General features: G+C 70.1%; 12 protein-coding genes. 3 read left to right on the forward strand and 9 right to left on the reverse strand.

The window, feature by feature from the left end; genetic code table 11:
- Positions 1-80: 80 nt before the first annotated feature.
- The 5 genes from VFZ09_RS14985 to VFZ09_RS15005 form a co-directional block, all read right to left on the reverse strand.
- On the reverse strand, positions 81-1085 hold the full coding sequence (locus VFZ09_RS14985) for an aldo/keto reductase family protein (RefSeq protein WP_329728251.1): 1005 nt from the start codon (positions 1083-1085) through the stop codon (positions 81-83).
- Between the two features lie 9 nt (positions 1086-1094).
- Positions 1095-2699 (reverse strand): response regulator, encoded by a 1605-nt coding sequence (locus VFZ09_RS14990; RefSeq protein ID WP_329728252.1) that lies wholly within the window; start codon positions 2697-2699, stop codon positions 1095-1097.
- Positions 2700-2707: 8 nt separating this feature from the next.
- Positions 2708-4849, reverse strand: coding sequence for a sensor histidine kinase (locus VFZ09_RS14995; protein WP_329728253.1), 2142 nt, complete (start codon positions 4847-4849; stop codon positions 2708-2710).
- A gap of 12 nt (positions 4850-4861) precedes the next feature.
- Entirely contained in the window at positions 4862-6037 is a 1176-nt protein-coding gene (locus tag VFZ09_RS15000) for an ABC transporter substrate-binding protein (protein ID WP_329728254.1), read from the reverse strand.
- A 77-nt stretch (positions 6038-6114) separates the two neighbouring features.
- On the reverse strand, positions 6115-8433 hold the full coding sequence (locus tag VFZ09_RS15005; protein ID WP_329728255.1) for a Tex family protein: 2319 nt from the start codon (positions 8431-8433) through the stop codon (positions 6115-6117).
- A gap of 76 nt (positions 8434-8509) precedes the next feature.
- On the opposite strand from VFZ09_RS15005, the gene VFZ09_RS15010 reads away from it, so the two are divergent.
- Entirely contained in the window at positions 8510-9919 is a 1410-nt protein-coding gene (locus VFZ09_RS15010) for a hypothetical protein (protein ID WP_329728256.1), read from the forward strand.
- A 60-nt stretch (positions 9920-9979) separates the two neighbouring features.
- Here VFZ09_RS15010 and VFZ09_RS15015 read toward each other — a convergent pair whose 3' ends face one another.
- From VFZ09_RS15015 to VFZ09_RS15025, 3 genes are read right to left on the reverse strand one after another with little or no spacing between them, the layout of a single operon-like run.
- A complete protein-coding gene (locus tag VFZ09_RS15015) occupies positions 9980-10750 on the reverse strand; it encodes a hypothetical protein (RefSeq protein WP_329728257.1) in 771 nt (256 codons plus the stop codon).
- A 23-nt stretch (positions 10751-10773) separates the two neighbouring features.
- Positions 10774-14055 carry a TonB-dependent receptor gene (locus tag VFZ09_RS15020; protein ID WP_329728258.1) on the reverse strand — a complete coding sequence of 1094 codons (3282 nt, stop codon included), beginning with the start codon at positions 14053-14055 and terminating at the stop codon, positions 10774-10776.
- A 60-nt stretch (positions 14056-14115) separates the two neighbouring features.
- Positions 14116-15402, reverse strand: a complete 1287-nt coding sequence (locus VFZ09_RS15025) for a M14 family metallopeptidase (RefSeq protein WP_329728259.1) — start codon at positions 15400-15402, stop codon at positions 14116-14118.
- Between the two features lie 62 nt (positions 15403-15464).
- On the opposite strand from VFZ09_RS15025, the gene VFZ09_RS15030 reads away from it, so the two are divergent.
- Together VFZ09_RS15030 and VFZ09_RS15035 are read left to right on the forward strand one after the other, a co-directional pair.
- Positions 15465-16829: an amino acid carrier protein gene (locus VFZ09_RS15030; RefSeq protein ID WP_329728260.1), complete on the forward strand. Its 1365-nt coding sequence runs from the start codon at positions 15465-15467 to the stop codon at positions 16827-16829.
- A 19-nt stretch (positions 16830-16848) separates the two neighbouring features.
- Entirely contained in the window at positions 16849-18039 is a 1191-nt protein-coding gene (locus VFZ09_RS15035) for a glycosyltransferase (RefSeq protein ID WP_329728261.1), read from the forward strand.
- Here VFZ09_RS15035 and VFZ09_RS15040 read toward each other — a convergent pair.
- The gene (locus VFZ09_RS15040; RefSeq protein WP_329728262.1) at positions 17970-19184 is read right to left on the reverse strand and encodes a glycosyltransferase family 4 protein; all 1215 of its coding nucleotides are present in this window, start codon (positions 19182-19184) and stop codon (positions 17970-17972) included. The genes VFZ09_RS15035 and VFZ09_RS15040 overlap by 70 nt on opposite strands.
- Between the last annotated feature and the right edge of the window lie 21 nt (positions 19185-19205).

Here is a 19205-nt window from a genome sequence, read left to right on the forward strand (position 1 = left end):
GGCACCCTCACCCCGACCCTCTCCCGGAGGGCGAGGGAGTGGGGGCACCGTGGGCTCATGGTGTCCCCTTGGGCCGGGTTTTACGGACGCTTTTCCGGGGCGTTCTGGCGCGTCTTCGCCGGATCCCGCTCCACCACGGGGCCGAGGATCTCGTCGATCTTCTTCATCACGTCCGCGCTCAGCTTCACCCCCGCCGCCTTCACGTTCTCCTTCACCTGATCCGGCCTCGACGCGCCGATGATCGCCGACGCGACGTTCGAGTTCTGCAGCACCCACGCCACCGCCAGCTGCGCCAGCGACAGCCCCACCCCGTCCGCCACCGGCTTCAACTGCTGCACCCGCGTCAGCACGTCATCCGTCATGAAGCGCTGGATGAACCGCGAGCCGCCCTTCTCGTCCGTCGCCCGGCTCCCCTCCGGCGGCTTCTGCCCCGGCTTGTACTTGCCCGTCAGCACGCCCTGGGCAATCGGCGACCAGACGATCTGCCCCACCCCCAGCTCCCTCGACGCCGGAATCACCTCGCCCTCGATCACCCGCCACAGCATCGAATACTGCGGCTGGCTGGAGATGAGCTGGAACCCCAGCTGCTTCGCCATCGCCACACCCGCGCGGATCTGCTCCGCCGTCCACTCGGACACGCCGATGTAGAGCGCCTTGCCCTGGCGCACCACGTCCGCGAACGCCTGCATCGTCTCCTCGAACGGCGTCTCGGTGTCGTAACGGTGCGCCTGGTACAGGTCCACGTAGTCCGTCTTCAGCCGCCGCAGCGAGCCGTTGATGGACTCCAGGATGTGCTTGCGCGACAGGCCCCGGTCGTTGGGCCCCGGCCCGGTCGGCCAGTACACCTTGGTGAAGATCTCCAGGCCCTCGCGGCGCTGGCCCTGGAGCGCGCGGCCGAGCACCTCCTCCGCGCGCGTGGCCGCGTAGACGTCCGCGGTGTCGAAAGTGGTGATGCCCTCGTCGAGCGCGGCGCGGACGCAGGCGAGCGCCGCCACCTCTTCGACCTGGGAGCCATGGGTCAGCCAGTTCCCGTAGGAGATCTCACTGACCATCAGACCGCTGCTACCGAGATGTCGGAAGTTCATGCGCCAGCCTTAACCCGCTGAGCGCGCTGGCACCACCGGAACCTGCGCCTCCCCCTCCACCGGACGCGCCGGCAATGAGACGGTGAACACCGTCCCATGCCCCGGCACGCTGCGCACGGAGAGGTCTCCCCCGAGCCGGCGCACGATGTTCCGGCTGATGGACAGCCCCAGTCCCGTCCCCGTCGAGCCCTTCGTGGTGAAGAAGGGCTGGAAGAGCCGCGACAGCACCTCGGCCGGAATGCCAGGCCCCGTGTCACTGACCTCGATGACGGCCATGTCCGCCTCGCGCCGGGCGGTGACGCGGATCTCCTTGCGCGGCCCCTCCCCCGCCTCCAGCGCCTGCGCCGCGTTGACGAGCAGGTTCACGAACACCTGCGACACCGGGCCCGGGCTCCCCTTCACCTCGATCCCTCCCGGCAGCTCCGTCTCGACGCTCGCCTGCCGCATCGTCTCGAGCCGGGCGATGCGCAGCGCCGAGCGGATGGCCTCGTTGAGCTCGAACCACCCCCCCGCCTCCGCATCCGTCTTCCCCAGCGAGCGCATGTCCCGGACGATGTCGCTGATGCGGTGCGCGCCCTCCCGCGCGTCCAGCACGGCCTGCTCCAGCTCCCGCAGGTCCACTGGCTCGCCCTGGCGCAACGCCACCACCTGCTCGTGGATGTAGCCCAGGTTGCTGAGCACGTAGGCCGCCGGGTTGTTGATCTCATGCCCGATGCCGGCCGCCACCTGCCCCAGTGTCGCCAGCCGCTCGGAGGACGCGAGCTGGAACGCCAGGCGCCCGTTCTCCAGCGCCAGCACCACGTGGCTCGCCAGCATCGCCGCGCGATCCATCTCCTTCCTGCCGAACATGCGCAGCCCATCCCTGCGCATCATGGCCAGCACCCCCAGCACCCGCTCCCCCACCAACAGGGGATGGAGGATGACCGAGGCCCCCCTCCCCAACGCCTGGATGGAGCCGAGCCGCCGATCCTCCAGGCCGGGCGCCGCCAGCGCCGGAGTCCTGTCCGAGGGCAGCGCCCGCACCACCCGCTCGCCCAGCTCGCACAGCAGCCCGCTCTCCTCCTCCGAGGACAGGCCGCACGCGTGCGCCACGTGGAGCCGCCCTTGCGTCTCCTGCATCATCAGCACCACCGCGTCCGCCACCATCAGCGTCCGGCTCCCCTCCACGATGGCCTGGGGAATCCGGTCGAACTCGTTCGTCTCGAAGAAGGACTGGCTGGCCCGCACCAGGTCCGCCGAGGCGTTGAGCCGGTACCGCTCCAGCGCGCGCGTGACGCACGCATACATCTCGTGGATGTTGAACGGCTTGCGGATGAGATCGAACGCCCCGGCCCGCATGCACTCGATGGCCGTCTCCACCTCGGCGTAACCCGTGGCGACGATGACCTCGGTGGCGGGCAGCACCTGCTTCACCTCGCGCAGCAGCTCCAGCCCGCTCATGAAGGGCATGCGCACGTCGGTGATGATCAACCCGGGCGCGCACTCTCGCAGGAGCTTCAGCGCGGCCTTGCCGTCGGACGCCTCGGTGACGGCGTAGCCCTCCTGCTCCAGCTGGTAGCGCAGCAGCAGGCGCATGTCCCGCTCATCGTCCACGACGAGGATCTGCTCAGGCATGGGGGAGCTCACGCGGACACCTCCGTGGGGTGCACCGGCGCCACCGGGAACCACAACCTCATCGTGGTGCCGGCACCGGGGGCCGTCTCCACGTCGATGCGGCCACCGTACGACTCGACGATGCTGCGGGTGATGGACAGACCCAGGCCCGTCCCCTGTCCCACCGGCTTGGTGGTGAAGAAGGGATCGAAGATGCGCTGGCGCACGTCCGGCGCCATGCCGCTCCCGGTGTCCGTCACGAACAACTCCATGCCATCGCGCGCCGGAGAGACGTGCGCCCCGATGGACACCGTCCCCCCCGGCGGTGTCGCATCCAACGCGTTGCCCACCAGATTCAGCAACGCCGACTCCATCTCCGGCACGTTGGCCTCCAACCCGGGAAGGTCCGCCGGGGCTTCGATGATTCTCAACCGCACCTGCCCCCGCTCGGCCTGGCCGCTGGCCAGCTCGTACACGTGCTCGAGCATGCGCCCCACCTCGATGCGCTCCCGGGCCGGGCCGCTCCTGCGCGAGAAGTCCAGCAGCGTGCGCACCAGCCGGGCACAGCGCTGGGTGTGCGTCTCGATGCACTCGAACGCCGTGCGCGCCCCATTGTCCAGCGTGGGCCGCATCAACTGCGCCTGCGCGAAGCCGAGGATGATGCCGAGCGGATTGTTCAGCTCGTGCGACAGGCCGGCCACGAGCGTGCCCACCGCCGCCATCTTCTCCGACTGCACCAGCGACTCGCGCAGCCGCTTCACCTCGCGGATGTCCCTCGCGATGCACACGTGCCCCAGCACCTCCCCCGCCGCGTCGAGCACCCGCGACATCGCCAGCTGCACGGGGATGGCTCCCGCCTGATGCGTGACGAGCGAGAGCTCCGCCTCCACGGACTCGCCCGCCCTGGCGCGCTCCATCAGGCCGAGGACGAGCTCGCGCGACTCCTCGGGCACCATCCGCTCCAGGAAGGACGCCCCCAGCATCTCCAGCCGGGGCCACCCGAAGAGCTTCTCCGCCGCCTCGTTGCACACCAGCACCCAGCCCTCCGCGCCCACCATGAGGATGGCGTTGGGCGAGGAGGAGGTGATCTGCGCCAGCAGCGACAGGTGCTCCCGCGAGCGCTCCAGCTCCGCGCCCCGGTGGGCCAGCCGCTCGAGCATCAGGTTGAAGGTGCCCGCGATGGCGCCCAGCTCGTCCCCGGTGCGCACCTGGATGCGCTCGTTCAGGTCTCCCCCGTCGATGATGCGCCGCATGGACACCTGGAGCTGCTGCAGCGGCCGCATCAGCAGCCGGGTGCGCCAGAAAATCAGCAGGATGAGGAAGACCGCCGTCACCACGCCGCCCTGGATCATCCGCTGGCGCAACACCTCCACCGGACCGGAGATGCGCTCGGCCGGCACGGAGAGGACCAGGGACCAGCCGAAGCCATGCGCCCGCGCGAAGCCCTCCACCGGGACCACCAGGTAGAACGTGTCGTCGATGAGGGCGGTGTTGCTCCCGCCGGACCCGGAGGACAGCGGCTTCAGCGCCGCCATCACCTGGGGTGGCAGGTGGCCATCCAGCAGCCGCTCCCCGTCCATCAGCACCACCTCGAGCCCCTGGCGCGCGGCGCCTCCTCCCACGAAGGACAGATCGAACCGGGCCACCAGGGCCCCCTCGGTGTGCCGCTGGTAGATGACGGGAAAGGCGAAGAGCACGTGCGGCACCCCCGCCTCGGAGGTGACCAGGGCCTGGGGCTCGCCCTCGCGGACCTTCGGCCACCAGGGCTCCTGCGCGAAGGAGCCCACGCTCTCACTGCGGCCGTTGCGGGCGATGACACGGCCCATGAAGTCCAGCAGCCAGAGATCGCTCTCCTCCCCGCCCTTGCCCGGCAGGCTCAGCCGCTGCATGAGGGGCTCGAGGTAGTCGCTGCGGCCCAGCGTATCGATGACGCTGTTGGTCATGAAGGGGTTGGAGGCGAGCGAATGCGCCGCGTTCCACCGCAACTGGAGCTGCTCGTCGATGCCGTCCGAGGCGAAGCGGGCCAGCTCGAGCAGGTGCTCCCGGCTCGCGGTCTCGAGCGCCTGGCGCGCGCCGCGCGACACGGTGGCGACGAGGAAGCCCACCATGACCACGTCGATGAGCAGGAAGAAGAGGAGGAGCTTGCCCTGGAAGCTCCGGAGCAGATTCACGGTGGGGGGTTCCTACGGATGGGCGAGCACCAGCACGCCGCGGGGGTTGAAGGTGGCCAGCTTGTAGTCCGACGGGCTCAGCGCCTCGTGGCGGGCGGGGGTGAAGGCGGGCTGGTAGGTGCGCACCAGGCCTTCGTAGGGGCCCAGGCGCTCCAACGCCTCGCGCACCCGGGCCCGCTCGGTGGACTTCGCCTTCTGGATGGCGAGCGCGATCAGCCAGACGGCGTCATAGGCCTGCGCCGTGCCCGCCGGGCCGAAGATCTCCTCCTCGGAGCGGGTGCCGAACAGCGCGTGGTACTTCGCGGCCACCGCCTTCGCCCGCGCGCCCGGGTTGCCGATGAAGGAGAAGGTCTGCACCACGCGCAGGTCCACCTGGGCGAGCAGCGCTCCCGACTGGCGCACGAAGTCCGGTCCGCTGATGCCGCCATGCGCGTAGATGGGGAGCCGCTTGTCCGCGGGCCTGCGCATCAGGGCCTTCACGACGGCGGCGCTCTCGGGCGCGTTGGCCGCCAGCAGCAGGGCCTCCGCCCCCGACCGCTCCACCGCGGCCAGCTGCTCCTCCCCATCCGCGTCCGCCCAGTTGATCCACTGCACGGACACGGGCGCCAGGTGCCGCCGGGCGAGGGCCTCGGTGATGGCCTTGTCGTTGCTGCGGCCCCACCCGGTCTTCTCCGCGATGAGCCCGAGCCGCTTGTGGCCCCGCGCGAGCGCCTGCGCGACCAGGTACTCGGCCATCTGCGAGTCATTCACGGAGACGCGGAAGGTGTAGCTGGGCGACCAGTCGTGGTGGACCACGCCGGTGGTGGCCGCCCAGGGGCTCACGACGATGAGCTGGTGCTCGTGGATGTAGCGCAGGTTCTGGACGACGGGCGGGCCGTGCAGCCCCGTCAGGAGGGCCACCAGGTGGGGCGTGCTCGCGAGCTCCGGCAGCTGCTCCGTGGCCCGCGCGGGCACGCCGTGGTGATCCCTCACCACCAGCTCCAACTTCCGCCCTCCCAGCAGGCCCCCCTGCTCGTTGATCTCCGAGATGGCGAGCAGCGCCCCCCGGCGGAGGGCCTCGCCCGCCAGGGCCGAGCCGGAGCTCATGTCCGCGTGCAGACCCAGGACGATGGGGTCCTTGTCCCGCGCCGCGGCCACGCCGCAACACAGCAGCGCGAGGCCGATCACTCCTGGCAGCAGTCGTTTCATGGCACTCCCGCGAATTCGGGGAGGCCAGGATATACGAGCCCGGCGCGATTGGGGGGCCCGGCGGCGGGGCCCTCGTCTCAGCGCTTGAGATTGCGGAAGGGGTTGTTGAAGGGCTCGGCCGAGGGCTTCTGAGCCGCCGCAGCGGGGGCCTTGCCGCCCCCCTGCTTCACGCCCCCCTGCTTGCTGGCCGCCGGAGCGGGCTCGGGACGCGAGGAGCGTGGAGCCCCAACGGACGCGCCCGAGGTGCCCTCGGTGACGGCGCGCACGGACAGGGCGAGGCGCTTGCGGGTGAGGTCCACGCTCAACACCTTCACGGTCACCCGGTCGCCCACCTTCACCGCCTCGCTGGGGTCCTTGATGAAGCGGGTGGAGAGCTGGGACACGTGGACGAGCCCGTCCTGGTGCACGCCCACGTCCACGAAGGCCCCGAAGGCGGTGACGTTGGTGACGACGCCCTGCAGCACCATCCCCTCCTTCACGTCCTCCAGCTTCTGCAGGTCCTCGCGGTAGGAGGGCGCGGTGAAGTCGCCGCGTGGATCCCTGCTGGGCTTCTCCAGCTCGGCGAGGATGTCCTTGAGCGTCAGCTCGCCCAGGTCCGGCCCCAGGTAGCGCTTGGGGTCGATCTTCCGCACCAGCGCGGCGTTGCCCACCAGCTGCTTCACGTCCACGCCCAGGTCCTTGGCCATGCGCTCCACGACGCCGTAGCGCTCGGGGTGCACGGCGCTCGCGTCGAGCGGCTCGGGGCCGTGGACGCGCAGGAAGCCGGCGGCCTGCTCGAACGTCTTCGGGCCCAGCCCGCTCACCTTGAGGATCTCCCGGCGCGTGGTGAAGCGGCCCTTGGCGGCGCGGTGCGAGACGATCTTCCTGGCCAGCGTGGGGCCGATGCCGGACACGTGCTCCAGCAGCTGCGGGGACGCGGTGTTCACGTCCACGCCCACCGCGTTGACGCACGAGTCCACCACCTCGCCCAGCTTCTTCTTGAGCAGGCCCTGGTCCACGTCGTGCTGGTACTGGCCCACGCCGATGCTCTTGGGGTCGATCTTCACCAGCTCGGCGAGCGGATCCTGCAGCCGGCGGCCGATGGACACCGCGCCGCGCAGCGACACGTCCAGGTCGGGGAACTCCTCGCGCGCCACCTCGGAGGCCGAGTAGATGGAGGCGCCCTGCTCGCTCACGGACACCACGGGCACCTGCGAGCCGAGCGCCTTGAGCACCTCGCGCACGAACGTCTCCGCCTCGCGGCTGCCGGTGCCGTTGCCCACGGCGATGAGCTCGGGCTTGTGCTTGAGGATGATGGCCCCGCACTGCTTCGCCGCGGCGGCGCGCTCACTGCCGCTCTTCTCCGTGTAGAGCGTGGCGGTGTCCACCACCTTGCCGGTGCCATCCATCATGGCCGCCTTGATGCCGGTGCGCAGGCCCGGGTCCAGCGCGAGCACGGGCCGGCTGCCCGCGGGCGCGGTGAGCAGCAGGTGGCGCAGGTTCTGCCCGAAGACGGTGATGGCCTCGCGGTCCGCGCGCTCCTTCAGCTCGTTGCGCAGCTCGGACTCCAGCGAGGGGCCCATGAGCCGGTCCCACGAGTCCTCCACCGCCGCGCGCAGCTCGGGGGCGAACGGGGACTGGGGCTTCGTCACCACGCGCGAGGACAGCGTGCCCTTCACCTCGTCATCCGGGAGGGCCAGCTGGATGCGCAGCACCTCCTCGGCCTCGCCGCGCAGCAGCGCGAGAATGCGGTGCGAGGGTGCCTTGGACAGGTCCTCCTCGTGGTCCGCGTAGTTGTCGAACTTGGTGGCCTCGCCCTTCTTCTTGGCCACGACGGCCGAGCGCAGGCGGCCCTTCTGCACGCACATCTCGCGCGCGGTGCGGCGCAGGCCGGCGTCATCCGCCACGCGCTCGGCGCAGATGTCCCGCGCCCCGGCGAGCGCCGTCTCCAGGTCCGGCACCTCCTTGCCCGCGTCGACGAAGGCGCGCGCACGGGCGGCCACGTCGTCCTTCTTCCCCGCCTCCTGCTTCCAGAGCAGGTCCGCGAGCGGCTCCAGGCCCCGCTCCCGGGCGATGGCCGCGCGCGTGCGGCGCTTGGGCTTGTAGGGGAGGTACAGGTCCTCCAGCTCCGTGCGCGTCTTCGCGCGCTGGATCGCCTGGGCCAGCTCCGGGGTCAGCTTCCCCTGCCCCTCGATGGTGCGCAGGATGGTCTCCCGGCGCGCATCCAGCTCGGCGCGCTCGGCGGCCCGGTCCAGGATGGCCTGGATCTGCACCTCGTCCAGGCCCCCCGTGGCCTCCTTGCGGTAGCGGGCGATGAAGGGCACGGTCGCCCCCTCCTCGCTCAGCGCCAGGGTCCGGTCCACCTGCTCGGGCTTGAGGCCCAGTTCCTTCGACAGCTCGACGGCGTAGGCGTGCATGGCACCAAATACCCTACACCATCCCACACAAAATGGCGAGTCCCCCGGGGGGTTGGGAGGGGGATAAGAATCCCTCATGCACTCCCCTTCCCCTCGAGGATTCACCGCCGGGCCGTCCTGGCGGGCGCTGCTGCTCGCACTCGGGCTGAGCCTCCCCGCCGTGGCCGCCGAACCGGAGCCGCCCAGGCCAGACGCCGCCGGGCTCTTCCGCCGGTACGCGTCGGACAAGGACGAGCCGGCGCGGCAGGCCCTCTCCGCGCTCGGTCCGGACGCCGCCATCACCATCCTGGGCACGCCCGGCCCGGACATCACCGCGTCCAGGCGGGAGCAGATGCTCTCCGAGATCGGCTCCCCCGAGAATCGCCTGAGCTGGCTGTTCCGTGCGCTGGGCTCGAAGAACAAGGCCGCGGCGGACCTGGCGGCCACCCTGCTCACCTGCAACGACGGCAATGCCATCTACCTGGAACGCGCCGCGAAGACCCCGGCCACCGTGGAGGAGGCGCGGCGGCTGCTCGGGCACCCCACGCCTGTCGTCCGGCAGCTCTCGGCGGCGATCCTCACGGCGGCGGGCCAGCGCGGGGGGGACATCCAGCGTGAGCTGAAGTGGGGACTCATCCAATGCCGGGAAAACCTCCAGCCGCTGTTCGGCCAGAACGCACAGGAAGAGGATGTGACGAAGGAGCTGGTGCTCGCGACCCTGGATTCCTCGGGCGATGAGCAGAAGGTGGTCGAGCCCAAGCTGGTGTACCGGAAGGGGCGCTGGGAGCCGCTCGCCGGGCCGTTGACGGCCCCCTCCCAGTGGTTCGTCCTCACCCCCAAGGCGCGGACGCTCCAGACGGAGAAGACGTCCGTCCTGCTCCCCTCGGGTTGCGATACGCGCTTCTGGGCCCTGCGGGTGAAGGGCGAGACGGAGGGCGTGTTCGAGGGCCTCGCGGCCTCCCGGAAGCTGGAGTTCCAGTCCCTCCAACAGGGGCCCGACAAGCTCCAGGCCGCCGTGAAGGACGCCCTGAAGGTGCGGAGTGCCGCGGAGCTCAAGCTGCTGAAGGAACAGCTTCGCCACCAGGCGGCGAGTGCCGAGCAGCCCTCCACCGCCTGGACCCAGACCCGGCGCCCCGCGGACGAGCGCGCGCAGTGCTCGCCGGTCGCCGGCACCGAGTGGATCTGCTACGCGCGGCAGGAGCGCGAGCTGCGCGCCACGAATGGCGCCGAGCCGCTCTCCCACCTGTGCAGGTCCCTCTTCTGGCTGCGCGGGAACGAGTCGGCGATGCGCATCATCGAGTCCTCGCGCGAGTGCCTCGTCATCTCGGAGGAGATGGAGCGGGAGGACAACGTCCGCGAGCCGTTGGGAGCGATGATGCTGGAGGGGCATCCCTACTGGGTGCTCTCCACCCGCTTCGGCCCGGGCGGTTTCGAGCTGTGGGAGGCCCAGGCGGACGGCATGAAGCGGGTGAGTCCCCTCCGGTACCAATGGGGGGCCTGCGACTAGCACGCGGGCACTCCGCGTCCCCACCTGCCGAGGGGAGGACGCGGAGGCTCCGGCGGACGGCTACGGGAACGCGGCGGAGGGATCCTTCAGCACGCAGATGAGCGCGTCCGGATCGCACTTCACGGCGAAGCTCGGGTTGATGCCCGAGCCGCGCAGGCGGCCCACGGAGGGATCCGCCTTCGGGTCGCACTTCGCCTCATCCGGCTTGCCGCTGGTGGCGCAGGACACGACCGGCCAGATGCCCTTCACCTTGTATCTGGCCGTGCAGTCGTTCTCCGTGTAGCTCAGGTCCGCGACGAACAACGTGCCCGGGATGTCCGGCGTGTTGTAGATGCGCACGTTGGACCAGGCGTAGGTGAGGCTCAGGCCCGGCTCGCCCACGGTGGCCGAGCGCAGTTCCACGCGGGTCGGGCCGTCGAAGCGGGGGACCTCGCAGTAGTTGTCCGGGCCCGGGGCGTCCGTCGTGAGATCGCCCACGGCCTGGCGCGCGACCGTCGCGTCCGGATCCACCGTGTACTTCTTGCTCACCACCCACCAGGGCTGGGAGCGGATGCCCACCCGGTCCTTCACGTTCGGGTCCCTGTCCGTCGAGGCCGGGTTCTGGCTGAAGTACTTCTGCAGACCCACCGCCTCGGGCTTGAGGTGCGCGCACGAGGCCGCCGCGTCCTCGCCCGGAGCCAGGGTATAGCTGGTGGCGAACGAGCCGGTGGAGCCGTCCGACACGGCGCGCGCCACCACGCACTGCGGGTCCTGCTGCTGGGCATCACAGGCGCCCAGGGTGGAGACGAGCAGCACCGCTCCCGTGCCCAATCCAATCAGTCGAAGAGTCATGATGTTTCTCCCAGGAGCGTTTCTCAGAAGCTCAGCTTCATGCCGAAGCGGATGGAGCGGGGCGGCTGATACGCGGTGGGCTTCTTGAAGTTGGGGTTGATGTCCGCGTTGGTGATGGCCACCGGCTTGTCCAGCGGCGCGGTGGTGACGTAGACGCGGCAGTCGGGGCTGGGCGTTTCCGTGCGGCAGGCCTCCAGGTCCGCCGGCTTGCCGTTCTGCTCGATGGGGTGCACGCGGGTGGTGGTGAAGACCTGATCCCTCGCCGTCACCTCCTGGAAGTTGAAGATGTTGAAGACGTCCAGGGAGAGGCTGAGCGCGTAGTTGCCCGCGAGCTTCTTGGTGATGCCCAGGTGGCCGTCCATGTTGTGCACCCAGGGCAGCCGGCCCGCGCTGCCACGCGGCAGGATGAACGTCTCCGCGCCACTGCGGCGGGGGTGGAAGCCCAGGTAGTTGAGCGGCGCGCCCGAGCGGCTGCGCCAGCCACCGCCGATGTCGAGGCTCAGGTCCTTGGCCAGCCGGAACTCCTTGGCGCCGAAGGCCTTGAAGGCGTGCGTGCGGTCACCCGGCAGCGGGCCGTCGCGGTTGACGGTGAGCGACAGCAGATCGAAGTCGCGCGTCAGGTTGGGGGAGATCTGCCCGGTGTCCGCGCGGAAGAGGCCCGAGTAGTTGCCGCGCAGCGAGGACCACGTGTAGCTGACCTGCGCCAGCCACCCGTCCGAGAAGCTCTTGGTGTAGTAGGCGTTCACCGCGTCGTAGTCGCGGCGGGCCTCCGGGAAGTCCGTGGAGAAGCCCTTGCCCGGGTTGCCCAGGAAGAAGGTGGTGCCGTCGTCGCGGCTCATGTCCTCGATGACGTCATTGAGGTAGCGCCGGGTGTACTGGAGGCCCACGCGCCCGAGCAGCACCTCGTACTCGGCGCCCAGGACGAACTCGTCGCTGGACTGGGCGCGGATGTTCGGATCCACCGGCACCCGGTCACCGCCCTCGCCGCCCCAGAACTGGTTGGGGTTCTCCGGATTGCCGATGGACTGGCGGTTGGAGTTCACGTTGCAGTCGCCCCCCTCGACGAGGTCCGCGGGGTCGCGCGGATCGCACCTGGGCGCGTTGTACGTGGCCGTCAGCAGCTGCTGCTGGGGGAAGGACAGGTCCGCCATGTCCAGCGGGACGTTCTCGTAGAAGCGCGCGTAGTTGGCGTAGAGCTTCGAGCGGCCCTGCTGGGTGAAGTCGTAGATGACGCCGACGCGGGGCGACCACTGGTGGGGCAGGTTCAGGCCCATCTTGCCGTCCAGGCCCCAGATGGTCTGCGTGTCGTAGCGCACGCCCACGTTGACCGTCACCTTGTCCATGATGGACCAGCTGTCCTGCACGAAGCCGCCCACCGTCGCCGAGGTGGAGGTGCCCTCCTTGAAGGGCAGCGGCACGATGGTGTCCGGGCCGCTCAGGTAGCCGTACTGGTTGAGCGTGAAGAAGCACGCGCCGCTGGTGCACTCCTGCCAGGGCGTGCCGCCGGTGCGCGCGCGCTTGTTGTAGAAGCTCGCGCCCTCGGCATCGATGCCGGCCTTGACGACGTGGTGGCCGAGCGCCTCGAGCAGGTACGTGCCCACCACCTTGCCCTGGTAGCGGTCCAGCGCCGAGACGCTGATGGTGCCGGGCCCACCGCTGGCGTACGTGGCGACAGGGCAGCGGGTCGCGTACATCCCATCGGGCATGCCCGCGGGCGAGTCACAGACGGAGGGGTCCTCGAGCTGCTCGAACTCGGTGATGCTGTGGTAGTCGCGCAACGTCACCGGCACCCGGTTGCCCGTAACGGGGTCTACTGTCGAGCCCACGCTGCGCGTGCGCCGCCAGGCGATGTTGGACTGCGCGGAGAGCCCCTGGCCGGTGCCGAGCCCCGAGCCATCCGACGGAAGGGTGGAGGCATTCTGGTGGTGCCAGCCAAGCGTCGCGTCCACCAGCAGCTTCTTGTCGAAGAAGGAGGAGGTCTGCTTGGCGACGATGTCCATCGCGCCGCCCGTGCGGCGGGTGGCGATGGCCTCATAGGCGCCCTGGACGGAGCAGGACAGCCCGCTGCACACCTCGGCCGCGCCATCGCGGCTGAAGGCGTACCGGCCCGCGCCACCCGACCAGTTGGGCGTGCCGTACACCGACAGCGACAGGTTGTGGTCCGCGTTGAAGAGGTAGGTCAGCTTGCCGATGTACTGCACGGTCCGCTCGTCCGCGAAGCGATCCGTCCGGCCGCCCTCGATGGGCGTGGCGATCTGGAAGCGCGTCTCCGGGTCGACACGGGCGGCGCCCACGGCGTCGCAACCGTTCGCCTTGTCCACCGCCGTGCAGATGTCCAGGGCGCTGATCTGCCGCGACACCTGGATGCGATTGAAGGAGGGCGCCAGGCCCGCGTAGAACCACAGCTTGTCCTTGAGGATGGGGCCACCCACCTCGAAGCCGAAGTCCCCCTGGTTCCACGGCGTGCCCTGGGTGGAGATGACGCTGCCGGCCTGCTGGATGACCGGGCCGGCCATCTGCAGGAAGCCCGGAGCCATGTTGCCGAACACGGAGCCGTGGAACTCGTTGGAGCCGGACTTGGTGACCACGTTCATCACGCCGCCCGTGGCGCGGCCGTACTCGGGCATGTAGCCACCGGTGATGACGTTGACCTCCTTGACGAACTCCACCGACAGCGGCGTGCCGATGGTGCCCACGGCCGGGTCGTTCACCGACAGGCCATCCACCACGAACTGGTTCTCCGGCGAGGTGCCACCGTTGATGCTCACGCCGTAGGTGTCCTCCTGCGCGCCCGGCGCCATCTCGGCCAGCGACTCGAAGGAGCGCGAGGCCGAGCCCTTCGAGCCCGGCCGGCTCACCGCGAGGTTCTTCAGGATGGCGGCGTCGATGTTCAGGCCCGACGCGCTCGAGGCCACGTCCACCGTGGGCGGAGCGGCCGTGACGGTGATCTCCTCGCTCAGACCGCCCTCGGGCAGCATCTCCACGTTGAAGCGGATGGTGCGGTCGATGCGCAGCTGGATGTCACCGCGCGAGAAGGGACGGAAGCCGTCGGCATCCACCCGGAGGGTGTAGTTGCCCGACGGCAGCTGCGGAATCCGGTACTGGCCGCTGACGTCGGACACCACCGTCTGCTCGCCCTGAAGGCTCGGAGACGTGACCGTCACCACCGCGTCCTGCAGTGGCTTCTTGTCGGCCGAGTTGATGATTTTGCCGGTGATGACCGCCGTGCCCTGGGCCCATGCGCTGGACCCGAGCAGCAACAGCAGGACACACCACGCGCGAGCAAGTCGAACGTGCGAAGACAAGATGCTGACCCCTCCTGGGAAGTGGGTCACACCTTAGTCACATTTTCGAAAGTTGGGAATTCAGCGCGCGTAGCGAATGATTCGCTCCACGCGGTAATTGCCGGGCAGCGCCATTTGTCGCAGCAGCATCAGCTCCGCGGGCAGACCCACCCGGAGTGAGAGCTCGCTCCGGGGCGGCAGGGGCAGCGAGTCCCCCACCCTCACGTCCCGCGAGGGCAGCGGCACGGCGATGAGCCCGGTGCCATCCACCTCCTCCACGGCGCCGTAGACGCGCAAGTCTCCCAGCTCCTCGATGGAGCCCGAGAGCACGACGGAGGCCGAGCCCTCGCGGGTGCGCACCGCCTGGGCCGCGGCCACGCCCACGTCCGCGAGGAAGGCGTCTCCCGCCTCGCCGAAGACGTGGGCACCGCGGATGACGAGGTGCAGCATGCCCTTGCTGTCATTGAGGGGAATGGACTCGTAGCGCTCGAGGTCCGCGTGCTCCACCGCGCCGGTGGAGAGGGATTCCAGGGCGGAGACGAGGGCCACGAAGTTGAGCCGGAGCAACGGCTCGTCGGGCTCGGCCGAGGGCCACGGTCCGGTCTCGATGAGCACGGTGGGCGTGCCCCAGCGCACGAGGTTGTCGCCGAAGGCGCGGACCTCGAAGGAGTCGTCGTAGCGGCCGATCTGCCCGGGGGCGAGCGGCTCGAGGGCGTCGCGGATGACGGCGCAGACCCTCTTGGCGAGCACCCGGCCCGGGTTGTCGCCACGCGTTGCGTCGAACGGAGGCGCGAGCAGGGAGATGGAGGCGGGCCTGCGCGAGCCATCGCCCACCGCGGTGCGCCAGCTCTGGTTGTGGAGGTTGAAGCCGAGCGACGGCTGGAGCCTGTCGCGGAGCGCCTTGAGGGTACGGCCCTCGGGCGTCTGGAGCGCGAGCGCGTCGCGGTTGACGTCGATGCCCTGGGCGTTGCGCCGCTGGAAACGCTCGGCGCCATCGGGGTTGAGCATGGGCACGGCGTGCAGGGTAAGCGCGGAGAGCATCCGGGCCACGCGCGGGTGGGCGCGGTGGAGACGGAGGTACTCGAAGAGGTCCAACAGGGCCGTGGTGGCGGTGGGCTCGTCCCCGTGCATCTGGGACCAGAGGAGGATGTGGCGGGGGCCGGAGCCCACGCGGACGAGGTGGAGCGGGCGTCCTTCCACGGAGCGTCCTACCTCTTCCACACGGAAGAGCTCCGGCACCGACTCGGCGAGGCGGCGGAGCTGAGACTGCACGTGGGGGTGGCGGACGAGCGCGGGGGGCGGGAGGCCCTGGAGGCGGACGTCGGCCCAGAGGGCGAAGAGCTCCTGGGGAGTGGCGGGGGCGGTCACGATGATCCTCTCTTTATCCGGTGGGTGCCCCGGAGGCGCGGATGGGATTATGACGGGACTCCATGCTGCCCGAACCCATCCGCAACGCGATCGACGTAGCCAGTAATGCCGTCTGGGGCCCCTGGACGATGGCCCTCCTGCTCGGAACTGGTGTGTTCCTGACGATCCGGCTGCGGTTCGTCCAGGTGGCGCGCTTCCGGGAGGGGTTGAGGGCCATGGTGCCAGCCCAGGCGAGCGGCGCTGGGACGCTGAGCCCCTTCCAGGCCTTCATGACGGCGCTCGGCGCGTCGATTGGTACGGGCAACATCGCGGGCGTGGCCACGGCCATCGTGAGCGGTGGGCCGGGCGCGCTGTTCTGGATCTGGGTGTACGGCTTCTTCGCCACGAGCATCAAGTTCTGCGAGGCCGTGCTGGGCATCCAGTACCGCAAGGTGCACGGGGACCGGTTGTCGGCGGGGCCCATGCACTACCTGAAGGACGGTCTCGGCTCGCCGAAGCTGGCGTGGCTCTACGCGGTCATCGCGGGCGTGGCCGCGCTCACGACGACGCCCTTCACGCAGCCCAACTCCATCGCCGTGGTGTGGCAGAGCCAGTTCAATATTCCCCCGCTGTACTCGGGCCTGGGGCTCGCGGTGCTCACGTGGCTGGTGGTGATTGGCGGCGTGAAGAGCATCGGCCGCGCGGCCGAGAAGCTCGCGCCGCTGAAGGTGGGGCTGTACCTGGCGGGAGGGCTCATCGTCATCCTCACGCACGCGGCGCAGCTGCCGTCGGTGTTCGCGCTCATCCTGCGCGAGGCGTTCTCCATGGAGGCGGCCGGAGGCGGTGCGCTCGGAGTGGGGATGATGACGGCGATGCGCTACGGAATCGCCCGAGGCATCTACGCCAACGAGGCGGGGTACGGCACGGCGGCGGTGGCGTATGGCACGGCACAGACGGATGCACCGGTGAAGCAGGGACTGCAGGCGGTGATGGAGGTGTTCATCGTCTCGTGCGTGACGTCGACCATCAGCGCGCTGGTGATTCTGGCGAGCGGCGCGTGGACGTCCGGGCTCACGAGCACGGCGGTGGTGGCTCAGGCCTTCAACACGGCGATTCCCACGGTGGGCGGATGGGTGGTGGCCTTCTGTGCCTTCCTGTTCGGCTACACCACGCTGATCGGCTGGGCGTATTACGGCGAGCAGTTCCTCGAGTACGCCTTTGGCCTGCGCATCACCAAACCCTACCGGTGGATCTACTGCGGCCTGGTCGTCTTCGGCGCCATGGGCAAGGTGGAGACCATCTGGGCCTGGGGAGACTTGATGAATGGCTTGCAGGTGTTCCCCAACCTCGTGGGATTGATTGGCTTGAGCGGCGTGGCGGCCTCGGTGCTGCGCCGGCCCAAGGCCCAGGAGCCACAGGTGGGGACCACCGCGCCTCCTCTCGCCTGAGGAAGCAGGAAGCGGACTCATGCCGAGCGGCCCACGCATCCTCCTCATCGCGGAACGCTTCCCTCCTGACCTGGGAGGACTCGCGCGCAGCGGCGCACGCACCGCGGGCTCCCTCGCCCGGTTGGACGCCCAGGTGGACGTGCTCACCTGGACCCGGACCCTGCCTCCCGGCGCCCTCCAGACGCTCGACGCGGGCGAGGTCGCCGCCTCCGCTCGTGGCGCCACGCTGCACCGGCTCGGCCTCTTCGGCCAGACGGACACGTCCATGCAGCACACGCTCGACGTGCTCGACTACCTGCACTCGCGCCACCGCTACCAGCTCGTCTGGGGGCACTACCTCTCGCCCCCGGGATTCATGGCCGTCACCTTCGCCGGGCTCGCCGGCATTCCCTCCACCGTCAGCGCCCGCGGCAATGACGTGGACCAGGCCATGTTCCCCCCGGGTGACTTCGCCCGCCTCCTCTGGACGCTCCAGCGCGCCACCGTCCTCACCGCCGCCTCGGGAGACCTCGGACGCAAGATGGCCATGCTGCTCGGACGGGACCCGGGCGTCGAGGTCATCCCCAACGCCGTGGACACCACCCTCTTCCACACCGGCCCGGCGGACCCCGCGCTGCGCGAGCGCCTCGGCATCCAGCCCGGTGAGCTCGTGCTCGGCTTCTCCGGAGAGCTGCGCCACAAGAAGGGCGTCCCCTTCCTCCTGTCCGCCCTCTCCGAGGTGCGCAAGGTGCGGCCCGCGTGTCTGCTCGTCATCGGCGAGGTGCGCTCCCGCGAGCAGGAGCACCTCACCGCCTTCCGCACCGAGCACCCCGAGGCCGCCGCGCGCATCCTCGTCACCGGCCGGCTCGATGCGCCCGAGGACGTGGCCGCCCACCTGCGCCTGTGCGACGTCTACCTCCAGCCCTCGCTCTGGGATGGCATGCCCAACGCGATGCTCGAGGCCATGGCCTGTGCCCGCGTGGTCGTCGCCAGCGACGCGGGCGGCATCCCCGAGGCCATCGACTCCGGGCACAACGGCTTCCTCGTGCCCAAGGCGCTGCTCAACCACCTGGGACAGGCGGTGGTCGACGTGCTGAGCCTGTCCGAGGAGCGCAGGGCCGCCATCGGCACCGCGGCCCGCGCCCGCATCGAGGAGCGCTTTCAGGCACAGGCCGAGGCCACGGCGCTCCAGCGCGTGCTGGACCGCACCATCCCGAAGGCCTCCTCGTAGGCCGCCACCAGGGACTCCTGCGCCCGCGCCCAGGTGAAGTCCCGCTCGACGTGGGCCCTCCCCTGCTGGCTCATCCGGAGGCCCAGCGCCGGATCCGCCCTCAAGTCGCGCACCGCCTCGGCGATGGCCTTGGGCGAACCCGGGCGCACGAGGAACGCGTGCACGCCGTGCTCCGCCACCGCGCGCACCACGGGCAGGTCGCTCGCCACCACTGGCGTGCCCGAGGCCATCGCCTCCAGCAGCTTCAGCGGACAGCACCCCTGCACGAGGTTCCGGTCATTGGGCGGCAGCGGCACCAGCACCACGTCACAGGCATGGTGGAGCCGCGCCAGCTCCGCCTGCGGCAACGCGTCGAGCAGCTCCACCGCGCCCTCGCCCACCAGCTCGCCACACATGTCCAGCAGCTCGCGACGCTGCTCCCGGCGCGTGGGGCCCACCAGCGTGAGCAGCACCGGAACGTCACGGCGCAGCAGACGGCACGCCTCGATGGCGTGGTGCACGCCCTGCCATGACGTCATCGTCCCGCTGTAGAGCAGGCGCACGGGCCGCTCCGCCCAGGGCCTCGGCGGCTGGTAGGTGAAGAGCCCGGTGTCCACCCCGTTGGGGATGACGCGGATGCGGCCCGGTGCCACGCCACGCGACTCCAGGTGGCGCGCCGTCACCGCGCTCGGCGTGAGGAGCAGGTCCGCCTTCTCCAGACACACGTCCTCCTGCGCCACCAGCTTGCGCAGCAGCTCGTCGTCCTCCGCCACCGCGGGCGCGTGGTACTTCAGCTCGATGGAGGGCAGGCCATTCACCTCGAACACCAGGTGCTCGGTGAGCTGCTCCTTGCGCCGGGCGATGGGATAGCCCTCGAAGATGGAGCGCACGTGCACCACGGACGCCCGCTCCCGTCCCCGCCACCACGCCGCGAGCTCTCCCCGGAAGCACATGGCCTGCTGGATGAGATCCGGCCCCTGGGCCCGCATCGGATGGAAGCGGACGCCCTCGGGTGGCGGCTCGCCCGCCTCGCCTCCGATGGCCAGCAATTCCACCCCGCCAAAGGCCCGGCCGAGCGCCTCGACGAAGGCGCGGATGTGGACCGCCGCTCCCTTGGGCGCGGGAAAGCGATCGAAGGACGCGTAGATGATTCCGGAGGAGGACACGGCCCTCGCAGTATCCCGCCT

Source organism: Archangium sp., assembly GCF_036277355.1.
Lineage (GTDB): Bacteria > Myxococcota > Myxococcia > Myxococcales > Myxococcaceae > Archangium.

Excerpts from the sequence above, each read along its gene's own strand:
- VFZ09_RS14985 (WP_329728251.1), bottom strand. The coding sequence starts at position 1,085 with ATGAACTTCCGACATCTCGGTAGCAGCGGTCTGATGGTCAGTGAGATC.
- VFZ09_RS14990 (WP_329728252.1), bottom strand. The coding sequence starts at position 2,699 with ATGCCTGAGCAGATCCTCGTCGTGGACGATGAGCGGGACATGCGCCTG.
- VFZ09_RS15000 (WP_329728254.1), bottom strand. The coding sequence starts at position 6,037 with ATGAAACGACTGCTGCCAGGAGTGATCGGCCTCGCGCTGCTGTGTTGC.
- VFZ09_RS15005 (WP_329728255.1), bottom strand. The coding sequence starts at position 8,433 with ATGCACGCCTACGCCGTCGAGCTGTCGAAGGAACTGGGCCTCAAGCCC.
- VFZ09_RS15010 (WP_329728256.1), top strand. The coding sequence starts at position 8,510 with ATGCACTCCCCTTCCCCTCGAGGATTCACCGCCGGGCCGTCCTGGCGG.
- VFZ09_RS15015 (WP_329728257.1), bottom strand. The coding sequence starts at position 10,750 with ATGACTCTTCGACTGATTGGATTGGGCACGGGAGCGGTGCTGCTCGTC.
- VFZ09_RS15030 (WP_329728260.1), top strand. The coding sequence starts at position 15,465 with ATGCTGCCCGAACCCATCCGCAACGCGATCGACGTAGCCAGTAATGCC.
- VFZ09_RS15035 (WP_329728261.1), top strand. The coding sequence starts at position 16,849 with ATGCCGAGCGGCCCACGCATCCTCCTCATCGCGGAACGCTTCCCTCCT.